General features: G+C 43.3%; 18 protein-coding genes. 12 read left to right on the top strand and 6 right to left on the bottom strand.

Going from position 1 to position 18939, the window contains the following annotated elements:
* Positions 1 to 267 precede the first annotated feature (267 nt).
* The 7 genes from A1D16_RS12500 to A1D16_RS12470 are packed head-to-tail and all read left to right on the top strand — an operon-like array spanning position 268 to position 6847.
* Positions 268 to 642, top strand: coding sequence for a DUF1304 domain-containing protein (locus A1D16_RS12500; protein WP_290709955.1), 375 nt, complete (start codon positions 268 to 270; stop codon positions 640 to 642).
* A gap of 15 nt (positions 643 to 657) precedes the next feature.
* Positions 658 to 3009 carry a mechanosensitive ion channel domain-containing protein gene (locus tag A1D16_RS12495; RefSeq protein WP_290709953.1) on the top strand — a complete coding sequence of 784 codons (2352 nt, stop codon included), beginning with the start codon at positions 658 to 660 and terminating at the stop codon, positions 3007 to 3009.
* Positions 3010 to 3047: 38 nt separating this feature from the next.
* Positions 3048 to 3917: a hypothetical protein gene (locus A1D16_RS12490; protein WP_290709951.1), complete on the top strand. Its 870-nt coding sequence runs from the start codon at positions 3048 to 3050 to the stop codon at positions 3915 to 3917.
* Positions 3917 to 4393, top strand: a complete 477-nt coding sequence (locus A1D16_RS12485; RefSeq protein ID WP_290709949.1) for a GyrI-like domain-containing protein — start codon at positions 3917 to 3919, stop codon at positions 4391 to 4393. The genes A1D16_RS12490 and A1D16_RS12485 overlap by 1 nt, the downstream gene beginning before the upstream one ends.
* 36 nt (positions 4394 to 4429) lie before the next feature.
* Positions 4430 to 5158: a diacylglycerol kinase gene (locus A1D16_RS12480; RefSeq protein WP_290709947.1), complete on the top strand. Its 729-nt coding sequence runs from the start codon at positions 4430 to 4432 to the stop codon at positions 5156 to 5158.
* 4 nt (positions 5159 to 5162) lie between these two features.
* On the top strand, positions 5163 to 6143 hold the full coding sequence (locus A1D16_RS12475) for an AAA family ATPase (protein ID WP_290709945.1): 981 nt from the start codon (positions 5163 to 5165) through the stop codon (positions 6141 to 6143).
* 17 nt (positions 6144 to 6160) lie between these two features.
* Positions 6161 to 6847, top strand: a complete 687-nt coding sequence (locus tag A1D16_RS12470) for a TIGR02117 family protein (protein ID WP_290709943.1) — start codon at positions 6161 to 6163, stop codon at positions 6845 to 6847.
* Positions 6848 to 6857: 10 nt separating this feature from the next.
* Here the strand turns inward: A1D16_RS12470 and A1D16_RS12465 are convergent, their stop codons facing one another.
* Both A1D16_RS12465 and A1D16_RS12460 read right to left on the bottom strand, forming a co-directional pair.
* Positions 6858 to 7499 (bottom strand): response regulator transcription factor, encoded by a 642-nt coding sequence (locus A1D16_RS12465; protein WP_290709941.1) that lies wholly within the window; start codon positions 7497 to 7499, stop codon positions 6858 to 6860.
* Between the two features lie 51 nt (positions 7500 to 7550).
* Positions 7551 to 11012, bottom strand: coding sequence for a two-component regulator propeller domain-containing protein (locus tag A1D16_RS12460; RefSeq protein ID WP_290709939.1), 3462 nt, complete (start codon positions 11010 to 11012; stop codon positions 7551 to 7553).
* 132 nt (positions 11013 to 11144) lie between these two features.
* On the opposite strand from A1D16_RS12460, the gene yiaA reads away from it, so the two are divergent.
* A complete protein-coding gene (gene yiaA / locus A1D16_RS12455; protein ID WP_290709937.1) occupies positions 11145 to 11540 on the top strand; it encodes an inner membrane protein YiaA in 396 nt (131 codons plus the stop codon).
* Between the two features lie 74 nt (positions 11541 to 11614).
* On the opposite strand, the gene A1D16_RS12450 is transcribed toward yiaA, so the two are convergent.
* Complete coding sequence (locus tag A1D16_RS12450; RefSeq protein WP_290709935.1) at positions 11615 to 12028, bottom strand: DoxX family membrane protein; 414 nt, start codon at positions 12026 to 12028, stop codon at positions 11615 to 11617.
* Between the two features lie 84 nt (positions 12029 to 12112).
* Between A1D16_RS12450 and A1D16_RS12445 the strand changes: the two genes are divergently transcribed.
* Positions 12113 to 12682, top strand: a complete 570-nt coding sequence (locus A1D16_RS12445) for a PepSY-associated TM helix domain-containing protein (protein WP_290709933.1) — start codon at positions 12113 to 12115, stop codon at positions 12680 to 12682.
* A gap of 9 nt (positions 12683 to 12691) precedes the next feature.
* On the opposite strand, the gene A1D16_RS12440 is transcribed toward A1D16_RS12445, so the two are convergent.
* Both A1D16_RS12440 and uvrB read right to left on the bottom strand, forming a co-directional pair.
* A complete protein-coding gene (locus A1D16_RS12440) occupies positions 12692 to 13435 on the bottom strand; it encodes a ParA family protein (RefSeq protein ID WP_290709931.1) in 744 nt (247 codons plus the stop codon).
* Between the two features lie 14 nt (positions 13436 to 13449).
* Entirely contained in the window at positions 13450 to 15489 is a 2040-nt protein-coding gene (gene uvrB, locus A1D16_RS12435; protein WP_290709929.1) for an excinuclease ABC subunit UvrB, read from the bottom strand.
* Between the two features lie 74 nt (positions 15490 to 15563).
* On the opposite strand from uvrB, the gene A1D16_RS12430 reads away from it, so the two are divergent.
* A complete protein-coding gene (locus A1D16_RS12430; RefSeq protein ID WP_290709927.1) occupies positions 15564 to 15875 on the top strand; it encodes a DUF3817 domain-containing protein in 312 nt (103 codons plus the stop codon).
* Between the two features lie 5 nt (positions 15876 to 15880).
* Here A1D16_RS12430 and A1D16_RS12425 read toward each other — a convergent pair whose 3' ends face one another.
* Entirely contained in the window at positions 15881 to 16339 is a 459-nt protein-coding gene (locus tag A1D16_RS12425; protein ID WP_290709925.1) for a methylglyoxal synthase, read from the bottom strand.
* A 101-nt stretch (positions 16340 to 16440) separates the two neighbouring features.
* On the opposite strand from A1D16_RS12425, the gene A1D16_RS12420 reads away from it, so the two are divergent.
* Both A1D16_RS12420 and A1D16_RS12415 read left to right on the top strand, forming a co-directional pair.
* Positions 16441 to 17067, top strand: coding sequence for a T9SS type A sorting domain-containing protein (locus tag A1D16_RS12420; RefSeq protein WP_290709923.1), 627 nt, complete (start codon positions 16441 to 16443; stop codon positions 17065 to 17067).
* 553 nt (positions 17068 to 17620) lie between these two features.
* Positions 17621 to 18895, top strand: coding sequence for an ROK family protein (locus tag A1D16_RS12415; RefSeq protein ID WP_290709921.1), 1275 nt, complete (start codon positions 17621 to 17623; stop codon positions 18893 to 18895).
* The last annotated feature ends 44 nt before the right edge of the window (positions 18896 to 18939 follow it).

The raw sequence follows: 18939 nt of genomic DNA, 5'->3' as shown, positions 1-18939 counted from the left end.
AAGCAGGCCTTTACCCCATGTGAAAGACCTGCTCCATGGTTTTCAACTATAACGTCATGTGTGAGAATACTACAAACAATAGTTATGTAGGAATTGGAACCTGTAACAACCGACAAAGTATTCATTAAACCAAACTGCTTCAACTAATTTACACCTACCGGTTTTCCTATAAAATTCTAATACACCAATCCCTTTCTTTTCTGTACAAACAGGCATTTGATGGGTACGAAACCGTCTTTTTCGTATCTTTTTGCAAATCTTATCTACATGGGACTACCCGCTCTTTGCCTGATTGCAGTAGTTGCTATTGAACATCTGTATATTATGTATATGGAAATGTTTGCCTGGGAAACCCTGGGGAAAAAGACTTTTCGGGGTTCCCTGGCAGATGAATTGTTCCGGCCAACCAAAAAACTGGCAGCTAATCAGGGTTTATACAATGGCTTCCTGGCAGCCGGCTTAACCTGGTCTTTTTTCATTACAGATCCGGTTTGGCAGAGTAATATTGCGTTGTTTTTCTTGTCCTGTGTGCTGGTGGCGGGAGTGTATGGAGGCATTACAGCACACCGGAAAATATTTTTTACCCAGGGCCTGCCGGCATTACTTGCATTGATTGCAGTACTGGTAAGTAGGTATATATAGTACTTAAATCCTGTTATGATTCACCGATTTTTGTTGTTTGTAGTACTATTTGCTACAACTTGTCTGCTGCCTGAAAATCTGCAGGCACAGGACTCTCTGAGCCGATCTGATAGCACCCGTCGTTGGAGAGCTGGCTTTTTTAGTGATACCAGCCAACTGAACAGCAGCGATTACCAGGTGCAGATCGAAAAAACATTTGTTGCCCTTGAACATGTTGACAACAGGGCGCAACTGGGTAATTCTTTCGGGAAAACGGTTCTGAAGTTGCAGGAAAACGATTCAATTCTTGCTGTAATAAAGGGAACCATTACCCAAAATGCAACGGCCCTGAATCTCCGAAATCTGCAGGTTTTCAGAACGCTCCTGATTCATATGGAAGAAGACCTGGCGGGAAGGCGCGAACGATTGGACACAGCAGAAGCGCAGCTGGCTTCCATGAGAAAAACACTCAGAAACCTGCTGTCTGATACCGTTTTCCGACAACTACAAAAGGACACACCCATGCTGCAGCAGTTTAGTCCCCAGTTACTGGAGATGAGAACCGCCTGGCGAAGCACGAGGCGTAAGCTCCGGGAAAGCACCAGCTTTATCAATCGCCTGCAAACCCAGGCCTCCTCCAATTCTATTACTGCCGTGCAGTTACTGGATAAGTTAAATGACTTGCTGGCATCTGCTTCTAAACGAATCCTAGGAAAGGAAAGCAATTTCCTTTGGGAAAAAGATACCACAGTACTAACCAGCCTGGAAAGATCTACCCTTCAGAACGTGGTAGAATCGGAACAAAAAGCCCTTAGTTTTTATTTTCGGGATAGTAGTCTCAACCGGCTCCTGTTATTTTTTATCGGTCTCCTGTTTATTACCTGGACATATAGAAACAGGTATACCATTCAAAAAGCGAAGGCCGGCGAACTATTAACTGAGATGGGCTTTATTTATTTGCCGTCGTCTTATTTTATTGGTGGGTTAGTTATTGTTTTATCACTGGCGCCGCTCTTTGATTTAAGTGCGCCCTCGGCTTATGTAGAAGCTGTTCAGTTTCTGCTATTGCTGGTATTGACAATCATTTGCTGGAATAAATGGCCGCGTCAATTATTCTTTTACTGGATTGTGATGGTGGTTCTGTATCTCTCCTTTTCTTTTACCAACCATATACCAGATCCGGGTAACCTGGCAAGAATTGGTTTTATTGGCCTCAATATCCTATCTATTCTCTTTGGTACCCTCTTCCTGAAAAAGATGGAAAACCATCTTCATCTTCGGGGATTTTTACGGTTCGTGATTATTTTACATAACATACTTAATATTGTTGCGCTTTTTTGCAACCTGTTTGGGCGAGTTACCTTGTCTCAATTACTGGGGAATGCAGCAATATTTGCGTTTATGCAGGCAATCGGACTGGCAGTGTTTAGTAAGATCTGTATGGAGGCACTGCTGCTGCAAATGGTGGCCAGCCGGTATCGGCGGGGATTAAGCGGTGGCTTTGATTACCAGCCGGTAATTGAAAGTTTCAGCCGCCCCGTTGTTTTAATTGTTATGCTACAGTGGCTGGTTGTATTTACCACCAACCTCAACATTTATTCTTTCCTCTATGAATGGATCCAGGAGCTATTAAAAACGGAACGCACCATTGGAAATGCCACCTTTACATTTGGCGGCATTGTGTTGTTTTTCCTCATCATTTGGATGGCTCATCTCTTACAGAAATACGTGGGTTATTTTTTTGGAGATGTGGGTCATGAGGACGAACTGCAAAATAAACAGCAACGCTCCAGATTGCTTATTACCAAGCTAATTGTATTGAGTGCGGGTTATTTACTGGCAGTAGCGGCATCCGGCGTACCTGTAGACAAGATTACCATTGTGTTAGGTGCATTAGGGGTTGGAATTGGACTTGGACTGCAGAACATTGTGAGTAATTTTGTATCGGGGATTATATTGATCTTTGACCGGCCTCTGCAAATTGGCGATTCGGTTGAAATCGGATCAAACAAAGGCCGGGTACGCGAAATCGGCCTTCGGTCAAGTATACTTCAAACCAGAGAAGGGGCAGAGGTAATAATTCCCAACGGTGACCTGTTATCACATCCTATCATTAACTGGACACTCAGCAATGCGCAGCAAAGAATGGAGCTGTCTCTTAAAATTAGCGGCAATGATATGGAAGATGCCGCCGCCCGGGTAAAAGCACTGATCTCCTCTTCTGCCTATGTATATGGAATTCGTGAACCACAGGTATTGTTTACCAGGATAGGTACCGACAGTTTTGACGTAAAAACATATTTCTGGTGTGTTGATACAACCAAAGTGGAAGAAACCATGAGCGATTTGCGGGTTAAAGCGCACCAGCAAGGGCTGGAAATAATATAATTCAACTAAACCTTATCATATATAAAATCAATACAAACATGCAGCCTGTCTTATCCTATTTACTATTAATACTCTGTACCAGTTATACCGCTTTTTCACAGCCTTATAAGTTTGAGCCTGGTAAGATCAGCAATGGCGGGGTATTCGGACTAACTATTTCGCCCGACTCCAAAACAGCGCTTTGGGTGCATTCAAATGGCCGGAGAGATACCCTGCTGATAATGGAATCTCACCAGAAAAAAGGCCAGTGGTCTAAACCTGTCATCGCTTCCTTTTCCAGTGCGTCTGCTTCCTGGAAAGATATTGATCCGATGTTTAGCCCGGATGGAAACCTGGTTCTTTTTCAATCCAACCGCCCGGTTCCCGGAAAACCTGAACGCACCGGTTTTGATATATGGGCGGTTAAACGGGAAAAGAACGGATGGAGTGAAGCGTATCATTTAGGAAATACAATCAACACAGATGCTTCTGAATCCTATGCTTCTATGGCATCCAACGGCAATATTTATTTCATGAAAGAAAATGAAGACCAGCAAGGGAAATCAGATATTTATGTTTCGGAGTACAGTAACGGACAATATGCAACACCCAGGAACCTGGGTAAGCCGGTTAATACGGTTGAACGGGAATCCAATCCGTTTATATCACCAGAGGAAGATTACCTGATTTATTTTTCGACAGATTCAGCTGGCTATGGAGAAGTTGATTTGTATATTAGTTTCCTGGTAAATAATCAATGGACAACACCAAAGAACCTTGGATTACCGATTAATTCAGCACTGGCGGAATTTTGCCCATTTGTTCATAAAAAAGAAAAACGACTTTATTTTTCGCGCCAGCAAAAGTTGCCGAACCGGATGCTGGAGGATGTATACTATATAGAGTTTGATGTTGAAAAATACAGATAATGTTTTTACGAATAGATACTATTGAAGATCGGTTAATGGCCGGGTTATCCATGGAAATGTCTCTACTGAATAACCTAAGCCCGGAATTATGGAAGCGGTTTATGCCGATCAGAAAACTAATTCCTCACTGTGTTGGAACAACCGTTTATTCTTTACAAATATACCCGGCTGGCTATTTTACTTCGTTTAACCCCGCTACACCCTTTACCAAATGGGCCCTGGCGGAAATAAACGATACTACCAGTTTACCCCCGGAAATTAAAGTATTTGGGTTGCCTGGAGGCAGGTATGCAGTATTTCAACATAAGGGAGCTGCCAGTAGTTTTGACGTTACCTGGAAATTCATCTTTCACGAATGGTTGCCAGCTTCGGGATACCAATTGGATAACCGGCCGCATTTTGAAGTGCTTGGAAATAAATACAAAAACAACGACCCGCAATCAGAAGAAGAGGTCTGGATTCCGATTACCGGATAATTAGCTATACCAGGTTAATAAATAATTATTTATACCATGCGCAGGCAGTTCAAATTTAATGGATACTATTTCTGCTGGACAATTGTGCTTTTTATCATGGAAGTATTAATTGAAAAATATGTGCATGACAGGGTTATTCGCCCCTATGGCGGAGACTTGCTGGTGGTTATTTTAGTATACTGCTTTTTTCGTTCTTTTTTTTCCTGGCCGGTAAAGACCACTGCTATTGGCGTACTTACTATTGCTTACCTGGTGGAAACACTTCAATACCTGAACCTTATTAAATGGCTGGGGCTGCAGGATCAGTACTGGGCCGCTATTTTGATGGGCAACTATTTCGAATGGATAGATATGTTTGCTTACACTCTTGGAATTGGAATTGTTATACTGGTTGAATTATATATAGTTCCAATCTATAGAAATAGTTTTATTGCATCCTGGCAGGGCATTATGGCTTTTTTTAAAGATGAATCAAATGCAAAAGTGCACCTTATAGCAGCTGTTTTAGTACTGGTAACTGCGTATTATTTTAAAGTGGAGGCACTTGAATGGATCGCTTTACTCGGATGTATTGGACTGGTTTGGGTAACGGAAATCATCAATACCTCCATTGAAAGAATAGCTGATTTTATCTGTCCGCAACAGGACGAACGAATAAAATTGATCAAAGACCTGGCAGCGGGATCAGTTTTGGTGGCAGCTTTTGTTTCCATACTTATTGCAGCTATTATTTTTTTTCCTCGTATAATAACCGTGTTTACGTAATGGTATGAAAAAAGGACTGGTACTTGGAAAATTTTATCCACTCCATATCGGGCATATAGCGCTGATTAATTTTGCAGCCCTTCATTGTGATGAACTGACGGTACTGATATGTGCATCTGACCTTGAATCCATAGCAGGAACCCTGAGAAAGGCCTGGCTGGATGAAACCTTTTCGAACCATCCGGCTATACAACCGGTATTACTTACATACAAAGAAGCGGAATTGCCCAACAGCTCAGTATCGTCCAGAGAAATTGCAGCGGTATGGGCAAATAAGATCAGGACAGTTTTCCCGGATATTGGTGTTATTATCAGTTCTGAACCCTATGGGGCATACTTGGCAGAGCAGCTGAACTGCACCTATCATTTATTTGATATAGAACGAAAGCAGGTACCGGTTTCATCAACCCTTATCAGGAACAATCCCCTTCGCTACTGGGACTATATAGCAGTTGCTGCCCGTCCGTTCTTTTGTAAGAAAATTTGTTTATCGGGTACCGAAAGCACAGGAAAATCTACCCTTGCCCAAGCCCTTGCTGAGCAGTACAATACCTGTTATGTGCCGGAAATGGCAAGAGAAATCATCCAGGAAACAGAGCAGTGCAGGCCAGAACAGCTGCCGGAAATCGCCCGTCTTCATGCTGCAACCATACTGAAATGCCTGCCTTCTGCCAATAGGTTTATGTTTGTGGATACAGATCTGCGAATTACTCAGTCTTATTCAAAATTCCTTTTCGGAAAGGAATTATTGGTGGAAGACTGGATTCTGGAAGCCAATCAATTTGATTGTCATTTATACCTTAATAAAGACGCCCCCTATATACAGGACGGTACGCGGTTGGATGTTGACCGCAGAAATGCCTTAGACAGGTTTCATCGCCAAGAATTAAACCGGCAGCAAATTCCGTTTTTTGAGCTTTCGGGCAATTGGCAGGATCGTTTTGACAGGGCGCTGCACTATATCAACCACCGCTGGGTGTATTAATTTTGTAGCTTCATAGCATGAGAAAGAAACTCCTGTGGACAGGAAAATTCCTGGGTAAAACCCTGCTTTTTTTCCTTCTTTTTATTGGCCTTTACCTGCTTACCGCATACCTGCTGTCTTCAATAAAGGTGGAGCGGGAAGCAGATAATGGCCAGGAGGTAACCATTTATATTCTTACCAATGGCGTTCATACGGATATTGTGGTTCCGGCAAAAAATGAGCAGATCAACTGGACAGAAACAGTTCGTTATAATCATACAACGGGAAACGACAGCAGCGCGTCCTGGCTGGCAATGGGTTGGGGTGATAAGGGCTTTTACCTCCAAACCCCCACCTGGGCTGAACTAAAGCCCAGCGTAGCATTCAGGGCAGCATTCGGACTGGGTTCATCGGCTATTCATACCACGTATTATAAACAATTGAAAGAATCAGAAATCTGCCGCAAAATCCGTATCAGTAAGCAACAATATCAGCGCCTGGTCAATTATATTAAAGCAAGCTTCCAAACCGATTCCGGCGGGCAGGTTCAGCACATAATAACAACAGCTAATTACGGTACTACAGATGCTTTTTATGAAGCTAAAGGAAGTTATAGTTTATTCAAAACCTGTAATACCTGGGCCAATAATGTGCTGAAGGCAGCTGGTCAGAAAGCCTGTTACTGGACAGCTTTTGATACCGGCATTTTTTCCAAATACGAATAGGCGGCAGGGGTTATTTTACTAATTTTTCCGTAATGGCTTTGCTTACGGCCTCAATTTGCGAGCGTACATGTAGTTTGTCGTAAATATGTTTAATATGGGTACGGACCGTATCCAAACTGATCGTTAACTCGGAGGCAATCATTTTAAAACTGTTTCCATTGGATAGCAACTGTAATATTTCTTTTTCCCGGTTGGTTAACTGGTAATCTTTTGCTGCTACTACGGGTTGTTGTAAACTGGATATGATTAATCTTGCAATCGACGGACTCATTGGTGCGCCTCCCTGTAGCACTTCCTGAATGGAATAGATCAGTTTGTCAGAAATATATTTTTTTAGCAGGTAGCCATTTGCGCCAGCATACATTGCATCAAAAACATGTGAGTTATCGTCGAATACGGTTAACATGATAATTTGCACCTGTTGATTAAAACGACGAATTTTTGACACTGCTTCAATTCCGTTAACACCCGGCATATCAATATCCATTAATATTACGTCTGGTTTTACTTCCTGAACCAGTACTTCCACTTCTGTGCAATCGGGATAACTGCCTAAAATATGATATTCGCCGGTTAATGCCAGCAGATTAACCAGGCTTTCCCGCAGAATGGGATTGTCCTCAAATAGTATGATGCGAACAGGTTCTTTCATATCCTTAGACTTGCAAACTAAGGTATTCCTTAGCAGCATAAAATACCCTTATCAGGTGATATGCTTTTTAAGCATAATTGTAGTACCGGTTCCCGCTACAGATTCAAGCGTAAATTCAGCGCCCATTGCCCTGGCACGTGCCCTCATATTTGATAAGCCGTTTCCGGTATCTTCCTTGTTGGTATCAAAACCTTTTCCATTATCCCGGATCCGGAGCTGCAGTTCCTCTTTATCAAATTTCAGGGAAATAGTAACGGCTGTTGCACACGCGTATTTTGCTATATTGGTTACGGCTTCTTTAAAGACAAGGTATAGATCTTTTCGTTCCTCCAGGTTAAGTACAGATTGCTGCGTAAATCCACTTGTTTCAAAATGATAATTAATGCCGCTGGGTTCCAGCATTTCTGCGGCAAATTCTTTCATTTTTATGAGCACTTTTTCCAGGCTGTCGTTAGCGGGATTAATTGCCCAGATCATATCACTCATACTTTCCATCATATTACCGGAATGAGCTTTTATTTTTTGCAGGTATTCCTGCACCTCTTCTTTTTTTTCTTCCTTTGCCATTGCTACTGTACTGAGAATATTAATACTGGTAAGTGCTGAACCCATTTCATCGTGTAAATCGCGCGATATCTTGCTCCTCAATCGTTCCTCTGTTAAGTATTTTGAAATTCTTTCACCACATATGGTGGCAATATTTTTTAACATTCGGCTGTGGCGGGCTTTGAAAAAATACCGGCGGCTGTGTTCCGAATCTATGATACCAAACAAACGGCCGTCAACCCAAATGGGAATAGTAATTTCTGCGTTTCTTCGTTTATCATCTACCACATAGCGGTGATCTGCTGCGGTGTTTCCAATGCGTTCCGCTTTTCCCGTTCTTGCAACGGTTCCTACAATTCCTTTCCCAACCGGAATTTCCAGATGATTAATAATTTCACGGGAGGTATGCGGGCTTTTTGGCCCTGCGGCAGCCCGCTGTATCATTACTTTTTTTTCCTGGTTGTATAGATATATAACACAGTCTTCAAATCCGAGCAGTAGAATACAGTTATTGGCTACATCCCAGAAAATATCATCGATACTGGTTTTTCCATAAAGAGAAGTAGCAAACTGGTTAAGAATTTTCTCATCTTTTACTTTTTGCTGAAGTGAGTGAATGATCTTGAAAATAATCCACCCGATAAGCAGGAAGCTAAACAATATAAACCAGCTGTTTTTCCAAAGAGGAGGTGAAATCAGTAGGGGGAGCGCAGTACTACTGGTTAATATATTGCCTTGCTGATCTTTGGCTCTCAGTGAGAAAATATAGTTACCTGGCGGCAGCTGGTGGAAATGAATGGTTCTTTCCATGCCTGCAGCTGTCCAGTTTTTTGTCCAGCCTTCCAGAAAATATTCATATTGAACCGGGTCATTTCCATAGTACAGCCCGTCATATGTAAATGAAGCGGTAGCATTGGGCAATTGCTTTACCAGCAGGGGGAAAGAGTCTATTCTTTTAACAGGGTGCGGATAATAAAAGATCAGTCCACCGGCAGCAGCAATTAATATTTCTTTATCTTTTTGGTTATAAAAAAGGGTATGCGGATGCCGGGGATCTGATCCAAAATTGGATACCTGCTGTATATCTTTAACCAGTTGTTCTTTTTCGGGATGCCTGGCATCGATATACGATAGTCCGGTCTCCGACAATAGCCAAAGCGTATTTTCTTCTCCTGGCCGAATGGAGAAAAACTGATTGTGCTGCATTCCCTTCCGCATGTCAAATTCCGTAAAGGAATTATTATGGCCGTTACCAGAGTTATTGCGAAAAATTCCTCCGGCATTGGTTGCCACCCATAAGTTACCATTGTGGTCCATGGTAAGATCATTAATCAGGTTCAACGCATTGTATGGAGCATGGTTTTCATTTTCATTATACGGCACCAGTGCATTGGTTGTTAAGTCGTATGCGAAGAGGTAGTTTCCATAGGTGGCTATCCAGATTTTTTTCTTAACTGAATCGTATTGCAATCCGGTTCCAGCAGTTTGAAGGAAAGCGGCCAGCGGATCTTGTATGGTTGAAAACCTGTTTTTTGGGGTATCGTATAAAAGAATGCCTTTATTAAAGGAGCTGATCCAAATCCTGTTTAGAGGATCTGTTTCCATATCTCGAAAAACGGTAGTTGGCCCATCATGCGGTGTTGGAAAATGCCGGAGTAACTGGTTGGGTTGCTTAATTTGGTAGATTTTATCTTCCGTTAGAAGCCAGTATTGGCCGAGGATTTTTTTTACGGCATAACAGGCCGATAACTTGTTTCCTTGCTGATCGGTTTGAATTTTACGGATACTTCCATCTTTTTTTGAAAGTATAAACAATGCGGCGGGCTGGATAGCGCATACATAGTAGAGAGAATCGGTTTCATCATATAATACTTCTCCCATCCGGTTAGTACCCTCTTTATCAGAAGCGCTTAGTAAGGGTATAAAATAAGAGCCCGGGGTAGTTTGGTTGAGTAAAAAAATGCCATTGGGCGTTCCGATCCAATACATGCCGGTATTGTCTTTATAGGTGGTGGTAACGCCACCTGGCGGAAGAGAGGAACTAATTGAAGGGTTATGCTGGTGAAGCAGGATAGCAGCGGAGGAAGGCGCTGCCCGCAGCAGACCTTTTTCAGAGGCTATCCATATTTCCTCCGCGGAAATTTTGGGAAAAGAAGTGGAGGGATAGGGTTCGGCAACCGGGTTTACCTGCTGATAGGTTTTTTGCCGTGCATTGTAATGAAATACAGCGCCGCCTTCCAGCGAAATCCAGAGCTGCTGGCTAAGGGAATCGTATTGCAGATCAACAATATCCTGGTAATAATTACCCAGGTAAGTAAATTGTTTGGTACGTGTATTCAGGTGTACCAGGCCTTTGTTGGACGCAAGCCAGAATTCTTCCCTGTTTTTTCTGGCAAAGGATTGAATGGCATGGTAACCTGCCGGCGTAATAGATCCGCTGATGGTTTTAACAAAAGCCGGCCAGTCATAATAACTGAATGTATTGGTAGTGGGGTTATAACAGGTAAATTCTTTTACGTCGCAGGCAATCCAGAGTTTTCCGGTTCCATCGAATTCAATATCCCAGATCAGAAAATTATGCAGGGTATTGTGCGTAGGTAGTTGGGTACCCGGCACCCAATTGGTCCATTGGTTGGTAACCGGATTATATTTGTTTAAACCACTCATGGTACCTACCCATATATTTCCTTCCGTATCGCCGGTTATGCAATTGATTATTTCATTGGAGATGGAGTTTCCTTTTTGTGGTTTAAAAATGGTGAAGGAAAATCCGTCGAACCTGTTCAGGCCGTTTTTGGTTCCAATCCAGATATAACCCGTTTGGTCTTTATAAATGGCGGTTATTCGGTTATCACTCAGTCCATTTGCAGTAGACAGAGTTCTGCCGGTGAAATACAATTGTGCATTTCCTGTACTTGTTATACAGGTTAAAAAAATGGTAATAATGCTGAAGAAGATCTTCTGCACAGCAGGTGGCTTATACCTCTAAAATACTGCATTTTATAGGGTATAGATATAAATCTTGTAGAAAGTTTAAGAAGAAGAAATGGGTACGAATGCTTTCTATATAGTAGTTTGACAGTACCTAAACCATTTAGTATGACACAAAAACCATCAAACGCCTTTGTTGGCGCTTCCTGGGTAGCCCTTGGTGTGGGCATTGTCGGATACCTTATCGGCCTTTGGCGCGCGGAGATGCCACTTAATGAAAAAGGGTACTATTTCACTGTTTTAATGTTCGGTTTATTTGCAGTTGTTTCCTTGCAGAAGTCTGTCCGGGATAAACTGGAAGGAATTCAGGTTACAGATATTTATTATGGCCTCTGTTGGTTCGGAACCTTGCTTTCTATAGCCTTGTTAATAATTGGTTTATGGAATGCCAGCTTATTACCGAGCGAAAAAGGTTTTTATGCGTTTGCTTTTTTACTGGGTTTATTTGGTGCCATAACCGTTCAGAAAAATACCAGGGATCTGCTCAATAGCCGAAAGGAATAAATAAGCCGGTTGATTCCGGGGCTAGTGTCAGAAGAATTTATCATGCGGTAGAACCTGGTGTCAGATACGATGGGTTATGCCGTTACTTCGGGTTTATTTTTCTGAACTGCCCCGGTACACCACAGGGCCCATAGTATTAAAACGGGCTGAAAAAATAAACGCAGCAGGCGGGTAGTATCGTTGTTTAAACCAAAGGCATCAATTTTATGGATGTACTGGGACAGATTACCCGGAAAGATCAACAGGAAAAAAATGGCAACCGCCCATCCTACCTGTTTACGGCGCGATTTGAAAACCAATAGAGCCAATCCTAATCCGATTTCAACAAATCCGGAAAGCAGTACTACCAGGTCCGGGTCCAGTGGCAGCCATTGGGGAACCTGTGCAAGAAATTCGTTTCTTGCCCATGTTAGATGTCCGATACCAGCTAAAAGAAGAAATAATCCCAGCAAAACCCTAGCGGCATGCTGAATGAAACTTGCTTGCATGGAGGCTAAGATAAATAATCTTTATTGGTAATATAAATAGCGGCTTTTTGATAAGTAATCAAATTGGTGCAAATTACCGGCGGTATGAATAAAAAACCCGATAGAACTGGCCAGGCAAAATTGTTGCGAACCGTGCGAAAAATTCACCGTTTCCTGGGCGCTACGCTTTTTCTGCTTTTTTTGGTGATTGCGATAACCGGATTATTGCTGGGTTGGAAAAAACACAGTGGAGGTTGGATTCAGGCAAAAACGGCAACAGGTAGTTCAAAGGACCTTAAAAAATGGCTTCCGATGGATAGCTTATACCAGCGGGCAGTTGAGTACCTGAAAGATTCGGTGGATGCATCACTATCCCCGGCGCTTGAAAAAATTGATATCCGTGCCGATAAAGGCATTGCTAAATTTATATTTTCCCAGCATTTTACGGGCTTGCAACTAGATGGTGCAACCGGTGAAATTTTACTGGTAGAGGAACGACGATCGGACCTGATTGAAAAAATTCACGACGGATCAATTGTTGATATGAAACTCCTGGGTAATGGGGCGGTATTTAAATTGATTTTTACCAGTATAGCCGGCCTATCGCTGTTGTTATTTACCCTTACCGGGTTTTGGTTATGGTATGGACCAAAGCGTATGAAAAGGGGAAAATGAAGGCGTTCCTTATTCCATTACCCCTTCTTTGATTTCTTCCCATAGATCGCTGTAGCACTGAGCTGCATAGGAGGAGGGCGCAAAAGCGTGCAAGGGTGCCTGATAGGAACCCATTTTTTCCACATCAGACAGATAGGGTATATAGTTATGAAAGAATTTATTGTCCCGGATCAGTTGCTGCATTATTTCATTATGCATGTTTTTACGGAGGTCTACCATGGTAAAACAGCACATCAGCTTTGACTCATCCAGGTTTTTTTCCCGGAAATATTCCTTCACCATATCATAGCTTCGAACAGACAGGGTGGTAGGAATAGTAGGCATCAGGATAATATCGGCGGCATAAAAAATATTTTCGGATAGTACAGAAAAACCAGGCGGACAGTCGATGAATACAAAATCATATTCTTTTTCGAGCTGGTTTAAAATGGATTTAAACCGTCGTTTGGAGCTTTTCAGTTCTTCCAGGATAATATCCAGGTTTCGGGCGGTTAGGTCAGCGGGGATGATATCAATGTTTTCATAACCAGTGGCCATAACCAGTTCATCCAGGTTCAGCTGTTCATTGAAAAGCTTCTGAGTGCCGCTTTTGACTTTGGGTTGAACATTATAGTAGAAGGACGTAGAACCCTGGGGATCCAGGTCCCATAAAAGAACCTTATATCCGTCCTGAGCTGCCAGGTAAGACAGGTTAACACAGGTGGCTGTTTTACCAACGCCACCTTTTAAATGGTAGAGTGCGATGGAAATCATATTGGAAAAATACCCTATTTCTTCATGCTTTCCAATTCCTTTTGCAGTCGGAACATTTCGTCTCTTAAGCGGGCGGCCTCCATAAAGTCGAGGTCCCGGGCTGCTTTTTCCATGGTTTTTTTGGTTTGGGCGATGGCTTTTTCCATTTGCGGAATGGTCTTGTACTGTTCCTGATCTTCGGCGGCCACTTCCACCAATTCACCGTCAGGAGCCATTGCATACGGATTTTTCAGATCGTATCCTTTAATGTCTAAAACCGAAGTTTGCGCCATCACCTGTTCAATGGATTTTATTACCGTCCTGGGAGTTATACCATGTTCTTGGTTGTAGGCGAGCTGCTTTTCTCGGCGTCGGCTGGTTTCATCGATGGTTCTTTGCATGCTTTCCGTGATCTTATCGCCATAAAAAATTACCAGTCCGTCTACGTTACGGGCGGCTCTGCCTGCCGTTTGCGTCAGGGACCGTTCGTTCCGCAGGAAACCTTCTTTATCGGCATCGAGGATGGCTACCAGTGAAACTTCCGGAAGATCAAGGCCTTCCCTGAGCAGGTTTACGCCTACCAGCACGTCTATTTCTCCCAGGCGAAGCTGTCGAAGAATTTCCACCCTATCGAGGGTATCCACTTCGGAATGGATGTATTTTGATTTAATGCTGATCCGTTGCAGGTATTTATCCATTTCTTCGGCCATGCGTTTGGTAAGGGTGGTTACCAGTACACGATCTCCTTTTTTAACCCGGAGATCGATTTCCTGCAGGAGGTCATCGATCTGGTTAATGCTGGGCCGAACTTCTATGGGTGGGTCGAGCAGGCCGGTGGGTCGAACTACCTGTTCAATTACGACGCCCCCGGTTTGTTCCAGTTCAAATTCTCCGGGAGTAGCCGAAACATAAATTACCTGGTTCAGCAGGCTTTCAAATTCGTGGAAATTAAGGGGCCTGTTGTCTAATGCGGAGGGCAGGCGGAATCCAAAGTCAACCAGGTTCAGTTTCCTGCTTCGGTCTCCACCATACATTCCACTAACCTGCGGAATAGTCTGATGGCTTTCGTCAATCACACAGAGATAATCTTTCGGAAAATAATCCAGCAGGCAGAAGGGTCGGGTACCGGGTTGACGACGGTCGAAAAAGCGCGAATAGTTTTCGACGCCGTTGCAGTAACCCAGTTCGCGGATCATTTCCAGGTCATAGTTTACACGTTCACTGATCCGCTGGGCTTCAATGAACCGTCCCTGTGCTTTGAAATACTCGACCTGGGCCGTCATTTCATCCTGTATTTCGTAGAGGACCTGCTGCATCATATCCTTGGGCGCGAGGTAGAGATTAGCCGGGAAGATGGCTGCATTATCCAGTTTACCGATTCGCTTACCTGTTTGAATTTCAAAGCTTTCGATGGTTTCAATTTCATCGCCAAAGAAAATAATGCGGTAGCCGATATCGAGGTAGGGAAGGTTAATATCGATCGTGTCTCCTTTTACCCGGAAACTACCCCGGGTAAAGTCTGTTTGTGTTCGGGTATACAGGGAATTGACCAGTGCATGCAGAAAACCCTGCCGCGAGATAGCCTGGCCGGTATGAATGCGTACAATACCGTTTTCAAATTCAGTAGGGTTTCCCATACCATAAATACAGCTTACAGAAGCAACCACAATAATATCCCGTCTTCCGCTGAGTAGTTGTGACGTAGCCTGTAATCTTAATTTATCGAGTTCTTCATTAATGGCAAGGTCCTTTTCTATATAGGTATCTGATACGGGTAAATAGGCTTCGGGCTGGTAATAGTCATAATAGGATACAAAGTAACCGACGGCATTATCGGGAAAGAACTGTTTGAATTCGCCGTACAATTGCGCTACCAGTGTTTTATTATGGGTTAAAACCAGGGTCGGTTTTTGCACTTGTTGAATTACGTTGGCGATGGTAAAGGTTTTACCGCTTCCGGTTACACCCAGCAATGTCTGGTGCTTTTCCCCGTTGCGGAGGCCTTCGGTAAGTTGTGCAATTGCACCCGGCTGATCGCCGGCAGGCTGGTAAGAGGATTTTAATTGAAAAGGCATAAGCAAATATACGGTGGGGGCCGGGCTTTCTCCTTCTCCACCCTTTCCCTACCTTCACAGAAATTCGAGCAATCATGGGTGATGCGGCTGTCATTAAAAAATTCAGGGCAATCGGGACTGCGGAAGCAATCTCTTTTTTGTTGTTATTGGGGATAGCGATGCCTCTTAAGTATATGATGGATATACCCGAAGCGGTTAAGTATACCGGTTGGGTTCATGGAATTTTGTTTGTATGGTATTGTTATATGGTAATTGAGGCAGGGCAGGCGCTTAAATGGAAATTCGGCCGGATCTTTCTGGCTTTTTTAGCGGCCTTGTTACCTTTCGGCCCTTTTGTTTTTGATAGGTGGTTTTTGCGAAGGGGAAAATCGGTATTGGAAGACTAACTCGGTTAATCCTTTATTTGCCGGGTCAGGTAGCCTGAATAATCCGGGATAACAGCTTCATAAGCGCCCGTCATTAATGGTGAGCTGATAACAAAATCTGCGGTTGCCGGATCGCAGGCCACTACGCAATTCCAGGCAATAGCCACTCTTAAAAGTGCTTTTACATCGCTGTCGTGGGGTTGGGCTTCCATAGGATCCCAGAAAAAGATAAGAATATCAATGGCTCCATCTGCAATCATGGCTCCTATTTGCTGATCTCCGCCCAGTGGGCCGCTTAATAGTTTTTTTACCGGCCGGTCTAGCTTGTCTTCCAATAGCCTGCCAGTGGTGCCGGTAGCAAGCAGTTCATGCCTGGCCAGGATTACTTTGTTCACCTCCGCCCATTCTACCATTTCTTTTTTCTTTTTGTCGTGGGCTACCATGGCTATGCGTTTACGGGCACTAAAGCTTCGGTTCTGTAACATGCTGAAAATCTTTGCGCTATATTCCTGTTAAAGCGGCGGGTTCTACCTCCTTCGGCACAATAATTGTTAACAAGTTATCCACAACCCAAGGACCAACGCTCATGCATGCATTAACTCCCTTCCTGGCTATTGCCATTTTTTGTCGTCTTGTACCAGCCGCAGCGCAGCATAACCAGGCTTCGCCGCTTACACCTTCTATGGGCATGCGTAATTTATTATCGATCCGTTTAGACGATCCGGTGGTATTGGTTCCGGGTAAAGTGCTTTTACGGTGGGAGCTGGCGTCTTCCAGGCGGGGTGGTTATGCGAATGTTGAACGGTCTTCCTTCCGGGAGGGGCCTTATGAGGTATTGGGGGTAATCCGCCAGGATTCGGTAATGGCCAGGTTTACCGATGAGCAGCCCTTAAAGGGAAGGAATTATTACCGGTTAAACTGGATATTGGAGGACGGATCACGCTTTTTGTCGAACACGGTGCTGGCAAATCTTGCCGGTGATATGACCTGTAAATTTTATCCAAATCCGGTTGATAACGTGCTTATTATTCGTTCTGAACAGGCATTGGACCTGGTATTATCGGATGCAAATGGGAAAATAAGGCTCAGTTTGAAATTACAGCCGGGATTACAAACAGTGGATGTTTCAAATCTCGATAAAGGACTGTATATCATTACGTTAACTCAGTTAGAAAGCGGTCGGATACTGACTGAGAAGCTGATGAAAAACTGACAAAAAGCGCGTGTTTTTACTCAATTTTGGGAGACCTATTGCGTATATAGTAGAAAACCAGTATTATTGTAATGGTTTTTCATAGGATATTGGATTTTAAAAACGGGGTTGAATGTCTATTCTGACCCCTTTTTTTATGCCTGGATCTGAATAACCTCCCGAAGTTTATTGTATACGGAGCGTTAAATTGCAGCCAAAACCATGCCTAAGTTATAGGCCCTCCAACCAGCTCGTCCTACTATTACCCCCCAGTTCAATTGCTTTAAATTTTGTCAGCGGCCGGATTGTTGAATCTTTTCCAACAAAAAGGGCCTTAAATTGAAATAAGTGTTAAAAAGACAGCTAAATTTTTAACAATTTCAGGCTGTTTTCCTGGTAAAAACAAAAGTTTTTTTTGACTTTTTCACTTTTTAAATGGTTTTCAGCGCTGTTTAAAAACCCCCTCATTATCAATGATTTTCTTAACATAAACTTCTTAAACGCGGATTTTCTCACCCGTTTTTCGGCCCCCTTCCTTGTAAATTACCCTAAACTTATCTAAAATTCACCTATTTTGACAATCTATATAAAATTGTTAAAAAGTTGGGTTGACATCGATAAAGAATTAACAACCATGGCGGGTAAGTCAGATTTATATAAGAGTAAAATTCTAAAGGAGTTGTGCCTGGGTAACCTTCTATCGGGCTCCGATATCAGTGTGCGGATCGAGCGCAGCTTACCCCTTACGCTTCGGGTATTGAACGAGCTGGTACAGGAAGGCATGGTGGAAGAAAAAGGTTATGCAGCGTCTACCGGAGGCCGCCGACCGTTAATGTATGCGTTGGCGCCTGGAAAAATGTATGGTATAGCCATAGCAATGGACCAGCTGATTACCCGTATTGCCCTCATTGATTTACAGAGTTTCAGCATTTTGGAGAACCGCAAGTTTAACCTGCGATTGAAAAACAATGAGGAAGCCCTGGTTCAGCTGATTCAGCATATTCGCAGCTTTATAGGTGAGTTAACGATAAACGCCGAGAAAATTATTGGAATAGGCATTGGAATGCCCGGCTTTATAGATGTGAATAAAGGCATCAATTATTCCTATTTGGAAAACGATGGTGCCAGCATTTCGCAGCGGATGGAGGAGGAGATCGGAATACCTGTTTACATCGATAATGATTCCAGTGTGATAGCGCTTGCGGAGTTCAAACTGGGAGGCGCTAAGAATAGAAGTAATGCCATGGTGATCAATGTTTCCTGGGGAGTTGGCCTGGGAATGATTGTAAATGGCGAATTGTTTCGGGGCTATAATGGGTTTTCAGGTGAGTTTAGCCATATCCCCATATTCAACAACAATAAGTTATGCGAGTGCGGTAAAAACGGCTGCCTCGAAACGGAAGCTTCCTTACGGGTGGTGGTGGATAAGGCAAGGCAGGGTATTCAGGAGGGAAGGGTTACGAGCATGAAATACTTGCCGGAAGAAATTGAAGAAGCCTGCAACGAGGTATTAAAGTCTGCAACCAGGGGCGACCAGTTTGCGGTAGAGTTGTTATCAGAAGCTGCCATGCAGATTGGAAAAGGGATCGCCATTCTTATACATATCATGAATCCGGAACTGATTATCTTAAGTGGCAGGGGAGCTGCCGCCGGAAATCTTTGGTTACCTCCTATCCAACAGGCACTGAACCGCTATTGTATTCCGCGGTTAGCAGCCTATACCCACATGGAAATATCCCGTCTGAGCAAGGAAGCTGAACTGATGGGCGCGGCCAGCCTGGTCGTGGAAAATATTGATAAACAACACAAAGCAATTCCTTCTATACCAGCACACCCATTTGTTGCCTAGCGCAAACAGATGTGCTTTCTAGTTTATAACAAATCAAAAACAAC

The organism is Flavihumibacter sp. CACIAM 22H1 (assembly GCF_001601815.1).
In the GTDB taxonomy this organism is placed as follows: domain Bacteria; phylum Bacteroidota; class Bacteroidia; order Chitinophagales; family Chitinophagaceae; genus Flavihumibacter.
This window is presented reverse-complemented; position numbering and strand designations above follow the sequence as displayed.